The sequence below is a fragment of the Chryseobacterium sp. MEBOG07 genome, from assembly GCF_021869745.1.
Classification (GTDB): domain Bacteria; phylum Bacteroidota; class Bacteroidia; order Flavobacteriales; family Weeksellaceae; genus Chryseobacterium; species Chryseobacterium viscerum.
Map to the genome: position 1 here is coordinate 700,494 of NZ_CP084579.1, position 15,848 is coordinate 716,341.

The following is a 15,848-nucleotide window of genomic DNA, read 5'->3' on the forward strand; positions in this document are numbered from 1 at the left end:
GTTTATTTTACAGCGGTTTTCATTTGAGATTTTGCAATCTCTTCACCGTTTAGTTTGGTAACGATATCTACCAGTGTAACACCCATTACTTCATTGAGGATGGTTACCTCAGATTTAAGCTGGTCTCCTATTTTGGGCAATATTTCAGCTTCAAAAGACTTGATGGCTCCGATATAGCCTGTAGGGGAATCTTTTCCCAACAGATAATATTTATATCCGGTGTGCAGGGCAACACTCTGTGCCTGGTGCTCAATCAATCCGGAAGCCTGAAATAATCCATCCTGAATGAAGAGATTGTCTTCTTTGATCTCAAAACCGGATAAGAGATGACTTTCAGAATATTCTGATAACTCATGCACCATCACAAAAGGGAATCGTTGCGGAATAAGGCTTTCTACAAAGTCTTTATCAGATGTAGGCAGTTTATTTTCCATTAGCAAACTGTTAATAGGGCACAAGAATAAGCGAATCTTCCACTTTCAGGAACACAAAGAAGTACTTTTTCTCCTTTTTTCAATGTCCCGGAGTTCATCAATTCTTCAAGGGCGATAAATATAGATCCTGCTCCGATGTTTCCAACCTCAGAAAGGTTGTAGAACCATTTTTCTGCAGGGAAATCCATTCCTTTTTTAGCAAATTCTTCCTTCAGTCCGTCTTTAAAATATCCTGAAGAAATATGAGCCAATACATGATCAATTTTTTCCGGATCCAGATTATGTTTGTCAAAAGAAGATCTTAAACTTTCTGCACCTTTTACAAGGATATATTTATCAAGGATTTTAGTATCCTGTTTGATGGCGAAAATAGATTGCTTCAGCCACTCGTCAGAAGGGTAGTCTGCCCATGATTTCAGGCTTCCGTCTTCCAGTTTGTCACATCCTGCATACATACATGCCTCGATTTCGTGAGCATAAGAGTAGAAATCAATGAATTCTACCTTTAAAGAAATACTGTTTTCTCTTGGCTTGTTTTCCAACAGGAAAGCACCTGCTCCGTCAGAAAGCATCCATCTAAGGAATTCTCTTTTGAACGCAATAATAGGTCTTTCTTCCAGTAATTTTAAATTTTCAGCCTCGTGGTTGAATTTATCAGCAGTCATCCATGCAGACATTCTTTCAGAACCTGCACATACTGCGTTTTCCTGTACACCGGCTCTTACAGAAAGGAATCCATAGTTCAGGGCATTCATTCCTGAGTTGCAAAGACCTGTTGAAGTATTTATTTCAATAGATTTTCCGATGTTCAGTTCACCATGAACCATAGAAGCGTGAGAAGGCTGTATCTGGTCTGGTGAAGTAGTTCCTACGGATAATAATTTCATATCTTCCTTTTTGAAATTTTCATCAAAAAGTCCTTCAACAGCTTTTGCTGTAAGCTGCGCATTAGAGTGTGTAGGATTTCCTTCTTTGTCTAAAGCGTAGTATCTAGTCGTGATTTTATTATTTCTTAGGATAAGTGATTTTGCTTTAGATGGCGCATCATTGATAAGCCCAAGATATATCTCCATTTCATCATTCGCTACCGGCTCATTGGGTAAGTATTTTGATGCTTTTGTTATAAATACGTCGTACATTCTATTTTAAATTAATTCCTTGTAAATATCTTTTTGTTTTTGTCTTTTAAACCAAAATATAGGGGTTGTAAGTAGGTGTAGTACCAAAACGACAGGTGAGATAATCCATATCGCTGCCATCAAATATACCTTAAAGAATTTTATCAGCAATGGACGTTTCTCTTTTTTCTTTATAATCAAATTAGACCATACAGTGAAAATTTTGTTTCCTACCTTCTCTACACGTACCAAAAACGCCCGGATTTCAATGGCTCCATTTTTAACGAGCTCCGGTTGTAAATTATTCAGGTCGCTATTCTTAAAATGTCTTTCAATAATCTCGCCATACTTTACAGAGCCTGTGATTTCTTCATCAGAAACCCCTGCTGCGGGAAGCATTCCGGATTTTTCCTTCTGACCTGTTGTCAGCCATCGAAGGATAGTCAATACACTGGTATAATTATCGTGTCTGTCTACCAGAGCTATGTTCCCAACAAGTTTTGCCTGTAAGTCTCTTAAATATACCTTTAGTTTCTCCTGGGAAAGCATCCACATATTTCTGGTTCCGGAAATGGTGACTACAGGAGTATCTTTAAGGATGCGCTCTGCATAGCCACTCTTTAAGAATGAAATAATAGGAATGGATGGTGTGAGATACCATACCTGATATCCAAAGAGGATGAGGTCATATTTTTTGTTCAGAATTTCTTCGGATGGAGGCAGAATTTCTTTCGGAATCTGCAAGTAAGATTCAGGAAAAGTGTTGAAAAAAACATCACCTGGCCAGGGAAAAGGAAAATCTTCCTTGAGCTGAATGTTGTAATACGTAATATCATAAGCATCCTTTTGAGCTTCAAAAGGCTTGGCTATGTTTCTCACAATATCTTCGAGTTGTCCGGTTTGCGAATAATATATGACAAGTATATTTTTCTTCATTAGTTTTCTTTAGCGTTTACAAAAATATGTTTTTCATATTTATTATTGAGTCTTAAATACTTTTAATGATTCAGAACTGAATTCCTGTGTATAATTATCACTTTCAAACAAAGTGTTTTTCGTATTTAAAAAAATGATAGTTTCAGGAAGATCCTGTATATCATTCAGGGTAAAGTTATCATCTGAGATCAGAAGAACATCAATCTTTTTGTTCACCTCAGAAAGGTCTTTTATATATTGAATCTTTCTTCTTTTTACCAGATAGCTGTGGGCTGCCGTTGCTCTTTTATCATCATTTTTTATCAGGGAAAAAACTCTTCGGCTGGCCTGATATAAGGTTAATAAGGCATCTTTTTGCCCAAAATCGTTGGCTATATGAAGTATGTTGGCTTCATTGGAAATATGCTTATTAAGTTCGAAATATACGGATTTGTTGGCTTTGAAATCGTGTTTTACTTCTTTTACTACTTCACTGTCTTTATATAGATAGCTCAGGAATAATTTATTTTTAAAATAATTCTCATCCTCAATCTCTTCTCTCAGCTTGGCAAATTCTTCCCTGAAATAAGCATTGATCTTTTTGGTTCTCTCAGAATAGTTTTTTCCGAAGCTCATATCATCTTTATTGATCCTGTTGCCTACTTTTACCGTAATGCTTCCGTTGTATATAATGAAATCTCCTTTCGGTAATACTTCAGAATTTCCGTGGATATAAAGCGGAAGAATATCCAGACCAAATTGTTCAGCAAGGTAAAATGCTCCTTTATGGAATCTTTTGACATCATTGGTATAAGAACGTTCTGCTTCAGGAAAAACCACTAAAGAATATCCTTGTGCAATCTTTTCTTTTAGCTTATCCATTCCATTTTCAATTCCCTGTGAAACGGGATAAAAACCCAGTGCTCTTACCAGTTTTCCAAAAACAGGAGATTCATATACCCAGTCATTCACCAGGTAGATGATTTTGTGGGTAGCCATTGCAATCGCCAGCGTATCTAAGAAAGAGGTATGATTGGCAATGATGACAGCGGGTTTGCTGAAGTCTTCTGACGGATTCTTAATCACTCTTTTCTTTACAAAAGGGGATAAATAAAGAACGGATGTCAAAAACTTAGCGAGAATTAATTTGATAATATCTAATGTTTTTCCCTTGGAATTTTTAATAAATAAACTTCCGAAAGCAGAAAAAACTAATCCTCCTAATCCATAATATAAAAACGAGAATACAGCCCGTAAAAGTAGCCTGAAAGTAATAGGGGAAAGACCTTTCTTTGCCCGGTTGGTAATCAATAATCTGAACCAGAAAGGATATAGAGTAGAGGTAATAATAATCACGGAGAACATTCCAATCAATGCGACCAAAGCTAAAGAATGCAGAGCCGGATGTTTTGCAAAGATCAGGGAACCAATCGAAAGAATGGTCGTGAAAACGGCAAGAATAATAGATGTTCTATACGTTGGTAGTTCATTTTTACCCGTCGTATGCTCTTTTTGCATCGCCTGTGTCAGGAAAATACTAAAATCATCCCCAACTCCGAATACGAGTGTACAGACTACGGTACTGAAAATATTTAATTCCAATCCTAAGAAATAAAGAATTCCAGCGGTTACAACCCCCGTTAAAACAATCGGGAACATGGTAAGAATCGTTAATTCAAAATTTCTGAAGAACACAATAATGGTCAGAACAATCGCTAGAAGAGAGTAATTGATTAGCGTGTTGAAATCTCTTTTCAGTAAACCAAGAAAATTCTCATTCATCTGCTGCCGGTCAATAGCGATGGCATCATGCTTCTTCTCAATATCTTTGATGAAAGTGTCTCTTTTGTTTTCGTCTACTTTTACTACATTGGAAACAGTGTAAAAACCATTTTCATTGCTCATAAATTCTGAAATCTGAAGAGCTTTTACTTTTTGATAGTCTTTCAGGCTTAATGCAGAATAGGTTTTATGTAAAGCTTCGTTGAAATTATCAAAAGCAGAACCATTAAACCCAAATTTATTTCCATTACTGGTCAGTTCGGAAATGGTCAGGTTCTTCCTAGAGTCGCTCCAGAAGCTGTTCCATTTCTCAATCTTTTTTTGCTGGTCTTTTTCAGAAAGCACAATACTTCCTATAGAATTGTAACTTAATATTTTACCTTCTTTTTCTCTTTTTCAAGGAAACTGCTTAGCTCAGAATTTCTGGTTAACGCTTCTTCTTCAGAGTTCCCATAAGAAATAGTATAGATGGATTTTGAAGTGATGTCTGAAAGTTTCTGAAGTTTAGCTTCACTTATTTTCAGTTCTTTCGGGATGTAATTCAGCTCACCGATGTCTTCATTAAAACCTACATGTCTGAATCCGAAAAGGCAGGCAAGAATGATGATGGAACATCCGATGATCAAAGGCTTGTTTTTCTCGTAAGGATAAGCCCCGATTTTATCAATGAAGTTGGTATTGAGATGTTCTCCCTTTTCTTTTGGTTTATAAAGCTGAGGAACGATAATCAAAGCTGTGATGGAGGAAAGAATAACGGTGATCGCCGCAAAAAGACCTAAATCTTTCAATGCTTCAGAACGTACAAAAACCAGACATAAAAATGAGACGGCTGTGGTTGCGCTACTCAAGATAATAGGCTGGGTAATTTCTTTGTAAAGCTCTTCAATATTGTTGTTGTGCTTATAATGGGTAAGGATATGAAGGGCGTAATCTATCGTAATCCCAATCAGAATAGCTCCTACACTTAAGGAAATTGCTGAGATCTTATCTTTAATAAAATAAAGAATCAATAACGCAAGGAGTACAGAAAATACGGTGGGTAAAAAGACAATAACAGGCGTAAAAATGTTCCTGAAATAATAGATCAGGAGAATCAAAAGAACCGTCATAGAAATAACTACCGTATTTTGAATGTCTTTTTTGATCTGCTTGGCATTCGCTACAGCAATCACCGGAGATCCGAAGTAACTGATTTCTGTTTTTCCTTTGAATTGCTTATTGATACCGTCTTTTATGGAGTTGAGCTGATCTACAAATGCTTCATTGGCTTTTGTATCATTGCTTTTATTTTTAGGATCAATAAAAAGTAAGAGATTTTTCCCGTCTTTGGTTACAATGTAGCTGTCTTCAAGCTTAAAGTCTTTACTGATATTTAAGGCATTCAGTTTTTTGATCCCTAAAAAAGTAAGCCCCAAAGGATCTTTTTTGATAAATTCTTTTGTAACAAGACTTATGGGAGAAACCAGGGAGATGTAATTGTTCTCTACCTGTTTGGCAATACTGTCTTTCTGAAGCTTTCTGTCAATTTCCTTATAATCATTTTCATTGAGGAATAATGGTAGATTCTGACTGACAAAATCAAACGTTTCTGAAATTTCATTATCGTTCACTTTACCCTGTACAGAACCTATATACTTTTGTAAAGGTTCTATTTTTTGTAGAAAAGTATCCGCCGTTTCAGAAAGCTGAAAGTTATCTTCTTTGGATTTATTCTCTATAATGACAATAATTTTATCCGAGAAGTTAAGCTGCTTAATAACTTTTGCGGTAAGATCGGATTTTTCATTTTTAGGAATGATCTGATTAATGTCTTCCTCAAAATTAATCTTTGATGCAAAAAATAGGCATAAAACGGCAATTCCTAAGGCTGTCAGTACAGATAGGATTTTATTTTTGGAAATCAGATAATATAAAAATATAAAAAAGCGATGCATTGCATGTATATCAAGTCTGCAAATTTAGATTTTTAAGCATTAGTTCAAAATAGTTAACGATAAGTTTTGACTGAAAATCAATAAAATATTCTAGGAAGAATGAAAAAATATTCTACTTTTGCAGAAGTTCCCCTTTAGAAAAATGTATTTTAAACCACAATTATTATTAAAAAATAAGAATCTGTTTTAGATATGTTGAAAAGAAATGATGAAAAAATAAACGGATTCCTATTTGTAATAGTACTTCCGCTTCTGCTGTTTGCGATGTCTTATTATGGATTTGAATCTTCCTATACAAGATTAAAAACATCAGAAACAACCCCCGACTTTTTATTTTCCTCGGTATATGCTTACAGAGTCATTCCCAATTATCTGAGTGTACAGATGACAGATCTGATGTACAGCCTGATCAATGGACCTCTTTCTTTTTTCAAAGATTTTTTATCCAAAAACGGAACTCCATTTTATCACGGGCTTTTCCTGATGAACAGCGTTTTCTTTATTTTGTGTTCCCTTATTTTGAATGCCATATTTAAACTCAGGTCAATAGGACTTCTTTTGAATCTTAATGCAAGGAGAATTATTCACCTTCTGGCTGTTTTTTTTATTGTGATAACACAATATGCACCGACAAACTGTGATACGATTGCCCTTTTTTGTTATCTGACGGGTGTATTTTTGACCCTTAAGTATTTAGATACTCAAAAAAATATATTCTTTTTTATTCTCATTGGCCTGATCGGAATCTCTACTTTGGTAAGAGAAACAGCCTGCTTGAATATTGCTTTCTTTGCTGCTGTATTTTTCAATATTGATGAATTGAAAAAAGGAAATTATCAGGTAATCTGGAAAATAATACCATTGGTGATCGCGTTTATTGTGCCTTATCTGGGATTGAGAGCTTTGCTTGTACAGGATGAAACGACCTTTGTAGAAGGATTTTATATCAATAGAAATTTTTCGAGTCCCTTCAACCTTGCGGGGTTGGTATTTGCAGTAATTGTGATTTACTTTATATACAGACTTTGTATTGACGAAGAAAATAGAACTGTTTTTGGAAAATATTTTTTCTTTTCAATTCCTTACCTTATTATGATTACTTTAGTGGGGCTTTTTTGGGAAGTGAGGCTCTTTTTGCCTCTGATTCTCACCGGAATTATTACAGCATATCATCAGTTTAAAAAAACATCAGAGATTTAGCATGAGTTTATTACACCCTTATTATATAATTGCGATCCTCTATATGCTGTTCTTCAGTATTCAGGAGGTATATGGAAAAAAGGTTGATAAAAAATGGTTCTGGTTCCTTGCAGTTTATTTCATTATTATTGTAGGACTTAGAAATGATGTAGGTCCGGATTACGGAAGTTACAAAGGAATTTATATTTACTCTGATACCAAAAGCTATTACAGTATCTTTATGAAGATGCTTCATATGGAAGGAACAGAAAACCTGGATGTGGAGTGGCTGTATACACTGATTAATAAAGTTCTTCTCAATTTCTTTAATGCACCCTTTTATATGCTGACTCTGGTCATTGCTATTTTTGCGATGATCTTTAAGGTGGAGTATACAGAAGACAATACTTTTTACCCTTTTACCTTTACCCTTTTTATGTTTATCCCCAACTTCTTTATTGGGGAAAGTGGGCAGATCAGACAAAATCTCGGGACCTTTATCGTTTATTTCGCCATACGCTATATCAAAGAACGAAAATTCTGGCATTACTTATTTTTCATATTCATAGGCTCTGGTATACACAGTGTTGCCTATTTATTCCTCCCGATGTACTGGCTGGCCCGGGTTCCTTTGAACAAAACGGTGATGCTTATTATGATTATAGGCTCAGTCTTTTTATCTCCATTTGAAATCTATAGGAGCTTTGGTGGCTTTTTGGATGGGATGGCCTCTAACAATATGCTTATAGAGGGATTCAATGGATATATGGATGAAACCGTACAGCGACTGAATGGAGGTATTGGAATTCCTGAAGTGATGATGGCTATTCTGACCTTTTTCCTTTTTGCTTTCGATAATAAAATGAAAGAATATTTTCCTTATTACGAATACCATAGGAACTATGCCGTGATTGGAGTCTGTCTGTATTTTATCTTTAGAAATAATCCTATTTTCTCGTCAAGACTTGCGGGAGCGTTTATTGGATTTTCGTATATCATTATTCCGAATGCCATGTATGTTGTTACAGCGAGGACTAAGAATATGATTTATGCTTTTATTATCTCACTTGTTGTCTTCAATTTTGTCGTCTTCTCTATCTTTAACAATATCAAGGCAGGGCGATTTTCGATAGAACGTTATAGAAACCATATCCTTCCATAATATTGGATGAATTAAAATATAAAGGCAGCTTTTAGCTGTCTTTTTTTATGCGCCAGCATTACTGGAATTTGTACTGTTTATAAGATTTTTGTTTTTGGGTTATTGATAACATAATTCAAATATGTCATCGGTATTTATAAAATAAATATCTTTTTATTGATTTAGGCTTAAAGATTGTATTCCGCTAATGACACTCAAATCAATAAGGTATGAAAAATTTAGTTGGTAAATTAGCGGCAGTTTTCTGCCTGATATCATTGGTGATCTATTCAAAAGGTAATATCAGAGGAAGTCTTCCCTCGGTTGGGTATATAAATCATGTGGCGGTTTTTAACAATATGGACTCACTGGCCAGGCCCGTACATGATTGGTCCAGACTATTGCTTCCGGATTGGAAAAAAGCTCCCAACAGTTACATCTTTGATCCCAGCCAAAATAGTGAAGGATTACTGGTGCCCGTAAGAAAAGCATATGCGATGTGGGAAGGAGGAGGCTATCTTAACGGAAATGGTATTCCGGCCGGAACGATCACCGCAGATGTACTGTGGGAAGATGTTCATGGACTTATAAAATCAGGCGTAAACTATGCCCTCGAGATTGTAGGGACAGGTCAGGATGCCAAAATAAAAGTCCCTATTAACAAAACAAAAAAAGGCAATGCAGTTGTTGCTCTTAAAGTAAATGGAGAGATCTTCTGGAGCTGGCATATCTGGGTAACGGATGATCCTACAAATGGAGCCGCCTATAGAAGTTTCAACAATGTTAAAAGGATGAAATCGGACGGTACCTCCGAGCTCATTCCAGACGCTGATTGGAAATGGATGGACAGGAATCTTGGGGCGATTACAAATTCTATTACAGCTTCAGACTGGAACAGAAGTATAGGGCTTCTTTATCAGTGGGGACGAAAAGATCCTATTCCACCTTTGGTTACAAGAGGAAATGACTTCTATGAAGCTTCAGGATCTATGGGAAGAATCAGGCATAGAGGGGCGAAAAATATGGATAATGCTACAAGTATTGACGATCTCCGGAAATTTGTTTTGCTTTCCAGCGCAGAGGTAACCAACAATCTAAGGCTTTCTGTAAAAAATCCTTTGAGCCTTATCTATGTCAATAAAGATGATAATTCTGGTCAGGCCTACTACAACAATAACGTCAATCTGCCTGTCAATTGGTTTGGAAGATCCACCACTTTACCGAATAACAGACTTTCCGAACTTAATCTTTGGTCTGATAATGCACAGGGTAAAATTGAAACTGTTTATAATACCGATGACAAAGCAAAACCCTACAGAGACAAATCTTCTTACGATCCTTGTCCCAACGGATGGCGTATACCTTCTATGCTGGTCGCCAATCTGGCTTCTGCATCCTATGTAGACGATATCAGAATAGACTTTTCGCCTTTCGGAGTGAAAACCAATATGTCTAAAAATGTTTTTGAAACCAATAAGTACCATATTATAAAACCTACTGATGCTGGAGTTCCTACATTTATGACTGGCTTTAAGGTGTATTCTAATTTGGGCTTTGATCTTTCAGCGGTTGGCGGATACAACATGGGAGTATTTCCTGGAAATGGACAGCTTATCAGAAATGCTCATTTGGGACAATATACCGATCAGCACCACATCGCATTGTGGACGGCTACTATGGCACGGCAGTTCGATGCTTCTCCGGCTGTAACAGTCAGAGGACTTTCTATGATTCCGGATAAGACACAACCTGATATTCCGGATCCTAATTATCCCAATATTAAAGGACGTTATTATTACTTTCCAATGTCAGTAATGTATACCTCTGATGCCAATGGCTGCAGATGTATAAAAGATCCGTTATATCTTGTCAATGACTATGATTTTCCTACGGAATATCTACCTGCTTCAGTAGAATATAAAGAAGGAATTAATAATCCTAATACTTATCAGATTGTGAAGAGTGGAACACCTGCTATCATTGAAATTCCGGTAAGTAAAGCATTCTCGGTACAAAGTCAATTGTTGAATAATGTTGATGTATTGAATCCTTCCAATTTTAATAATTTAAAAGGAAATGTTCTCTGGACGACTAATGCCAATCTTATCAATAAAATTTCAGTGGTGAATCCATCACCCTCTTCACTACAAGATATTAATAATTCTAAAATATCTGTTGAGATTACCCCCGATCAAAGCGGAAATGCTGTGGTTACATTGCATAATGGCAGTATAGCAGCTCCGGTGTATTGGAGCTGGCATATCTGGGTTACGGATTCTCCTGTAGAATCTTATACGTATACTACGGAAGTTCCGGCAGCAGTCACCAACTATGTGAACTACGTAAATAAAGCTGATGTCATATTGCAGACGACCTTCATGGATCGTAACCTAGGGGCCATAGATGCTTTCCCAATATTGCCAATCCCCTTGCACCTACTGCTGATGAATTGTTAAAAATACGTGCCTCCACAGGATTGCACTATCAATGGGGAAGAAAAGACCCCATTCCTGCATTTCAATATGCAGATAATAGAAGTTTCTACAATATATTTTTAGGCTCTTCAGGTACGAATGGAACCGTTTCATATGTTACCCTTGCACAGGCTGATTATAATAATCTGACGGGGAGTTATATTATCCCTTATAACATGTATGCTGCAGTATCAAATGTACAGGTCACAGATAAGCCCATAGATAAGATTTCCAAGATCATATCTTATTCTATTAAAAATCCTCTGGTGTATATGATTCCAAGTACTTTAGCCCCTTTTAACAGTGCAACACCCAATTATACCAACGGAACAGACTGGCTGGCTGCAGAACCCAATTTAGCTCCAGACAGATGGGGAAGAGGAGGTGAGAAGTCTCCTTTTGATCCTTGTCCCGAAGGATGGAGGATTCCTGATCTTACGAATGTTGCATTGGTTTCCGCAGCTGATTTTGGGCAGACTCCGTGGTATAAAAAAGATAAAAATGTGGCCACGTCATATAATATTGCCACCGATTATTTAGGAACAAGAGTGAGAAACGCTGCGAACTCCACAATAGGATATATTTTTAATAATCCTGTATATTCTGTCGGGAACTATCCGGATTCAGGATCAAGAGGATTCAGAAGTGTAATTTCCAATCAAGCAACCCAGGGAACATTCAATAGTCTCAATTTTCAGTATCCCGCTGTCTGGACGGCTGCTTTAACTTCAAATTATCTGGGAAGAGCAGTGAATGTACTTTTTGATGCAGCTCCTACAACGAATAGAATAATGGTCTTTCATGATAATAATGATCCCTATTTCGGGGTGGGATGCCGATGTATAAAAATAAAATATGATGCCAATGGTGATGAAGAAGGGCCGGCCTCAAGACTTACAATCGTTCCTAATGCTCCTACATTGAGCACTGCGAATACTGAGCTTAAAGCTTCGGATAACAAGATTTCCTTATACCCAAGTCCCGTTTCCAATATCCTTTACATCAAGGCTACAGAGAATAAAAAATATGACTATGAAATTTTTAATGCACTGGGACAACTTGTAAAATCCGGACAGTTTATCAACAATCAGACAGATCTTTCGTCTTTAAGTATTGGAGTGTATGTAATAAGAATAAACGATTCTGAGGCGGTTGTAAAAATTATAAAACGATAAAATCTTTAAAATAAGCATGTAAAAACGGGAACAAGGACTCTTTTCCCGTTTTTTATTGATCAACATATTTCTTACATCTATTACGGCTGATGAAAAATTCTATATCATTATTTGTTGATATGTATATAACAGTCTAAAACCTACACTACAAAAGGATTTATTTCTTTAGAAAATAGGTGTTTAAAGAAGATGTAAACTAACTTGATTGTTAAATTAAACTCTGTTAACAAAAAGTATATAATAAAAAAGCTTTACTTTTGCAAAAATTTTTAGTTAGAATGTCGAAAAATTTAGTAATCGTAGAGTCCCCGGCCAAAGCAAAAACTATTCAGAAATACTTAGGAAAGGATTTTGAAGTAAAATCCAGTTTCGGACATATCCGTGACCTTCCTAAAAAGGGGATGGGGATAGACCTGACTACATTCAGTCCTGATTACGAAGTTTCAGCAGACAAAAAGAAATTGGTAACCGAATTGAAGGCCGCAGTGAAGAAAGCCGAGATGGTATGGCTTGCTTCCGATGAGGACCGTGAAGGAGAAGCTATTGCATGGCACCTTGCGGATGAATTGAAACTGAAGCCTGAAAACAGAAAAAGAATTGTTTTCCATGAGATTACCAAAAATGCCATTCTAAAAGCAATCGACAATCCGAGAGATATTGATCAGAACCTGGTAAATGCCCAGCAGGCAAGAAGAGTGCTGGATAGAATTGTAGGTTTTGAAATGTCACCTGTTTTATGGAAAAAAGTAAAACCGGGGCTGTCTGCAGGAAGAGTACAGTCTGTAGCAGTAAGATTAATTGTTGAAAGAGAAAAAGAGATCCGTGAGTTTACTCCAAAAGCGAGCTTTAAACTTGATGGAATCTTTTTAAATAAAACAGAGCAGGAAATTGCTGCCAAACTGAAAAAAGACTTCGAAAAAGAAGAAGACGCTGAAAAATTCCTTGAGAAGGCAAAAACTACAGAATTTAAAGTTCTGAATGTTGAAACCAAACCAGGTACACGTTCGGCTTCGGCTCCGTTTACAACATCTACGTTGCAGCAGGAAGCTTCATCAAGGCTTGGGTATAATGTTACCAATACAATGCGTCTGGCGCAGAGACTGTACGAAGAAGGGTTTATTACCTATATGAGAACAGACTCAGTAAACCTTTCCCAGGAAGCTATTGAAGGGGCAAAAAGACAAATTACTTCAGAATACGGAGCAGAATATTCTTCTCCAAGAAATTATACTACAAAATCTTCTTCAGCACAGGAAGCTCACGAAGCAATCCGTCCTACAGATTTCGGAATGAAAAGCATAGGAGATGTACAGCTGAACAAGTTATACCAATTAATATACAGAAGAACACTAGCTTCTCAAATGGCGAACGCCAAAATTGAAAAGACAGTGATCGAGATCGGGAATGCATCATTGCCTCACCATTTTGAAGCACAGGGAGAAGTTATCATTTTCGATGGTTTCCTGAAAGCTTATGGTATTGTAAAGACAGAAGATGACGATGAGGAGAACAACGATAAGTTGTTACCAAAAGTAAGCGTAGGGGAGGTATTAAATTATAAAGCCATTACTGCTACTGAGAAATTCACAAGACCAAGTGCAAGATATACTGAAGCAGGATTGGTGAGAAAACTTGAAGAGCTGGGAATTGGTAGACCTTCTACTTATGCTCCGACTATTCAAACCATTCAGAACAGAGAATATGTGGATAAGAGGGAAATAGAACCTCAAACCCGTGAAGTGATCAAAATGTCTTTGGTAAAAGATCAGATCAAAAAAGTAGTTCTTGATGAGAAATTCGGGGGTGATAAAAATAAATTCCTTCCTACAGATATCGGTGAAGTAGTCAATGATTTCTTAACAGATAACTTCAAAGAAATCCTGGATTACGGTTTTACGGCAAGAGTAGAAGAAAGTTTTGACGAAATTGCAAGCGGTGATCAGAAATGGAAAGAAATGATGACGAATTTCTACTCAAAATTCCACCCAAGAATTGAAGATGTAGAAGAAAATGCAGACCGTGCAACAGGAGACCGATTATTAGGAGTAGATCCTAAGACAGGTAAAAATGTTCATGCAAGAATCGGAAGATTTGGAGCAATGATCCAGATTGGAGAAACAGATGATGAAGAAAAACCTGTTTTCGCGTCATTAATGACAGGACAAAATATTGCAACCATCACTTTTGATGAAGCTCTGGAACTTTTCAAATTACCTTTCGATTTAGGTGAAGTTGACGGTCAATCAGTTTCTGTGGGTGTTGGTAGATTTGGCCCTTATGTGAAATGGGGAGAAACTTATATCAGTATTCCGAAAGGTGAAGACCCACTTTCTGTAGATCAGAAGCGTGCGGAGGAAATCATCAATGAAAAGAAAATTGCTGATGCTCCAATTGCTACTTATAAAGGAGAGCCGGTAACGAAAGGGACAGGAAGATTCGGACCATTTATCAAATACAAAGCTATTTTCGTAAATGTTCCAAAGAAATATGACTTTGAAAATCTTTCTCAAAGTGATATCAATGAACTGATTGATGCAAAGCTTGAAAAAGAAGCCAACCGATACATCCAACAATGGGAAAAAGAAAAAATTTCTATTGAAAATGGAAGATGGGGACCTTTCATCAAGTTCGGAAAAGCAATGTTCAAAATTCCAAAGAAAGCAGACGATACAAAATACGATGCTGATGAATTGAAAGAACTTTCTTTAGATGAGGTTAAAAAATGGATCACAGATCAGGATCCTAAAGCTTTTGCTGAAAAGAAAAAGCCTGCGGCTAAAAAAGCAGCCACAACTAAGAAAGCAACTACAACAGCGAAAAAACCTGCGGCTAAGAAACCGGCAGCTAAGAAATAAATAATCTTTAATAGAATATAAAAGCACAGATTTTGGTCTGTGCTTTTTTGATTTTATAAAGTCAGATATTAAATGATGGCATGGGTTTTTTAACCTGTGCTTTTTATTTATAATCATTTCAAAAAATGTAAAAATTGCATCACTTTACTCATTAAATACATTTCTCTATGTTGAGAATTAACCTTCACGTGCGCTTATCACGTAGGTCTAGGTATAAATACGCAAATGGAAAATTCCGTACTAAGACTGTGATATACAGTGTTTTAATTCTGTAGTTTTACATCGTAATATTACAGTGGAGTTCAGGAACCACTTTAAAAACGAGGCGGATTCTGAAAAGCCAAACGAGTAAGAAAACAAAAACTATAAAATCATGGCAGAATTTAAATTTAGCGAAGAAGCTATTTCGCACGCATTAGAAGCGGCAAAAAGATCACACGAAGACAGTCAGGCAAATCGTCGTTCATCAGGAGCGGATTCAGATTTAAGCCTTGCTAATACTAGCGCAGGTTATCTACTTGTAACAGCAGAGTGTATTTCAATCACTGTTGAGAACAACAAAGTGTGCATCAACCTACCTTTAGGCTTTGGAAAATATTGTTTCAGCATACCATTAAGTATTCCTAATGGAACGGCTGGACAGGCTTGCTTATCTATTTGTACTACTTGGGGAATTCCAACAGGAATTAGAGTAACTATTATTATAGCTGGAATCACAATTATCAGTCAGTCATTCGGAAAGTGCTAATTAACAGGTACACGAATTAAAATAAAAGTCCGTCTCATATAATACATGAGGCGGATTTTTTATCCAAAAACCATTAACAATTTGTTGACAGCT

At 36.5% G+C, this 15,848-nt stretch carries 11 protein-coding genes; 6 read left to right on the forward strand and 5 right to left on the reverse strand.

All coding sequences use genetic code 11. The features are described 5' to 3' along the window. Positions 1–2: 2 nt before the first annotated feature. Genes LF886_RS03260 through LF886_RS03280 form a run of 5 tightly spaced genes read right to left on the reverse strand, consistent with a single transcriptional unit; the run spans position 3 to position 6,183 of the window. Positions 3–434, reverse strand: a complete 432-nt coding sequence (locus LF886_RS03260; protein WP_236852704.1) for a hypothetical protein — start codon at positions 432–434, stop codon at positions 3–5. Beyond that, positions 434–1,573 (reverse strand): beta-ketoacyl-ACP synthase III, encoded by a 1,140-nt coding sequence (locus LF886_RS03265; protein ID WP_236852705.1) that lies wholly within the window; start codon positions 1,571–1,573, stop codon positions 434–436. The genes LF886_RS03260 and LF886_RS03265 overlap by 1 nt, the downstream gene beginning before the upstream one ends. 6 nt (positions 1,574–1,579) lie before the next feature. After that, the gene (locus tag LF886_RS03270; RefSeq protein ID WP_236852706.1) at positions 1,580–2,488 is read right to left on the reverse strand and encodes a dialkylrecorsinol condensing enzyme DarA; all 909 of its coding nucleotides are present in this window, start codon (positions 2,486–2,488) and stop codon (positions 1,580–1,582) included. Between the two features lie 42 nt (positions 2,489–2,530). Next, positions 2,531–4,594, reverse strand: coding sequence for a lysophospholipid acyltransferase family protein (locus LF886_RS03275; protein WP_236852707.1), 2,064 nt, complete (start codon positions 4,592–4,594; stop codon positions 2,531–2,533). A gap of 23 nt (positions 4,595–4,617) precedes the next feature. Next, a complete protein-coding gene (locus LF886_RS03280; protein WP_236852708.1) occupies positions 4,618–6,183 on the reverse strand; it encodes an MMPL family transporter in 1,566 nt (521 codons plus the stop codon). Positions 6,184–6,375: 192 nt separating this feature from the next. Here LF886_RS03280 and LF886_RS03285 point away from each other — a divergent pair, with 192 nt between their 5' ends. The 6 genes from LF886_RS03285 to LF886_RS03310 all read left to right on the forward strand — a co-directional run bounded on the left by LF886_RS03285 (position 6,376) and on the right by LF886_RS03310 (position 15,755). Next, positions 6,376–7,383: a hypothetical protein gene (locus LF886_RS03285; RefSeq protein WP_236852709.1), complete on the forward strand. Its 1,008-nt coding sequence runs from the start codon at positions 6,376–6,378 to the stop codon at positions 7,381–7,383. A 1-nt stretch (position 7,384) separates the two neighbouring features. Then, entirely contained in the window at positions 7,385–8,524 is a 1,140-nt protein-coding gene (locus LF886_RS03290) for an EpsG family protein (protein WP_236852710.1), read from the forward strand. A 209-nt stretch (positions 8,525–8,733) separates the two neighbouring features. After that, a complete protein-coding gene (locus LF886_RS03295) occupies positions 8,734–10,959 on the forward strand; it encodes a hypothetical protein (protein ID WP_236852711.1) in 2,226 nt (741 codons plus the stop codon). Continuing rightward, entirely contained in the window at positions 10,953–12,152 is a 1,200-nt protein-coding gene (locus LF886_RS03300; protein WP_236852712.1) for a T9SS type A sorting domain-containing protein, read from the forward strand. Before LF886_RS03295 ends, LF886_RS03300 begins: the two co-directional genes overlap by 7 nt. Positions 12,153–12,430: 278 nt before the next feature. Beyond that, entirely contained in the window at positions 12,431–15,007 is a 2,577-nt protein-coding gene (gene topA / locus LF886_RS03305) for a type I DNA topoisomerase (RefSeq protein ID WP_236852713.1), read from the forward strand. A 373-nt stretch (positions 15,008–15,380) separates the two neighbouring features. After that, complete coding sequence (locus LF886_RS03310; protein ID WP_124535670.1) at positions 15,381–15,755, forward strand: hypothetical protein; 375 nt, start codon at positions 15,381–15,383, stop codon at positions 15,753–15,755. Positions 15,756–15,848: the final 93 nt, after the last annotated feature.

Bases quoted from the DNA above. Each gene is read 5' to 3' on its own strand.
- LF886_RS03260 (WP_236852704.1), bottom strand. From the start codon at position 434: ATGGAAAATAAACTGCCTACATCTGATAAAGACTTTGTAGAAAGCCTT.
- LF886_RS03265 (WP_236852705.1), bottom strand. From the start codon at position 1,573: ATGTACGACGTATTTATAACAAAAGCATCAAAATACTTACCCAATGAG.
- LF886_RS03270 (WP_236852706.1), bottom strand. From the start codon at position 2,488: ATGAAGAAAAATATACTTGTCATATATTATTCGCAAACCGGACAACTC.
- LF886_RS03280 (WP_236852708.1), bottom strand. From the start codon at position 6,183: ATGCATCGCTTTTTTATATTTTTATATTATCTGATTTCCAAAAATAAA.
- LF886_RS03285 (WP_236852709.1), top strand. From the start codon at position 6,376: ATGTTGAAAAGAAATGATGAAAAAATAAACGGATTCCTATTTGTAATA.
- LF886_RS03290 (WP_236852710.1), top strand. From the start codon at position 7,385: ATGAGTTTATTACACCCTTATTATATAATTGCGATCCTCTATATGCTG.
- LF886_RS03295 (WP_236852711.1), top strand. From the start codon at position 8,734: ATGAAAAATTTAGTTGGTAAATTAGCGGCAGTTTTCTGCCTGATATCA.
- topA (WP_236852713.1), top strand. From the start codon at position 12,431: ATGTCGAAAAATTTAGTAATCGTAGAGTCCCCGGCCAAAGCAAAAACT.
- LF886_RS03310 (WP_124535670.1), top strand. From the start codon at position 15,381: ATGGCAGAATTTAAATTTAGCGAAGAAGCTATTTCGCACGCATTAGAA.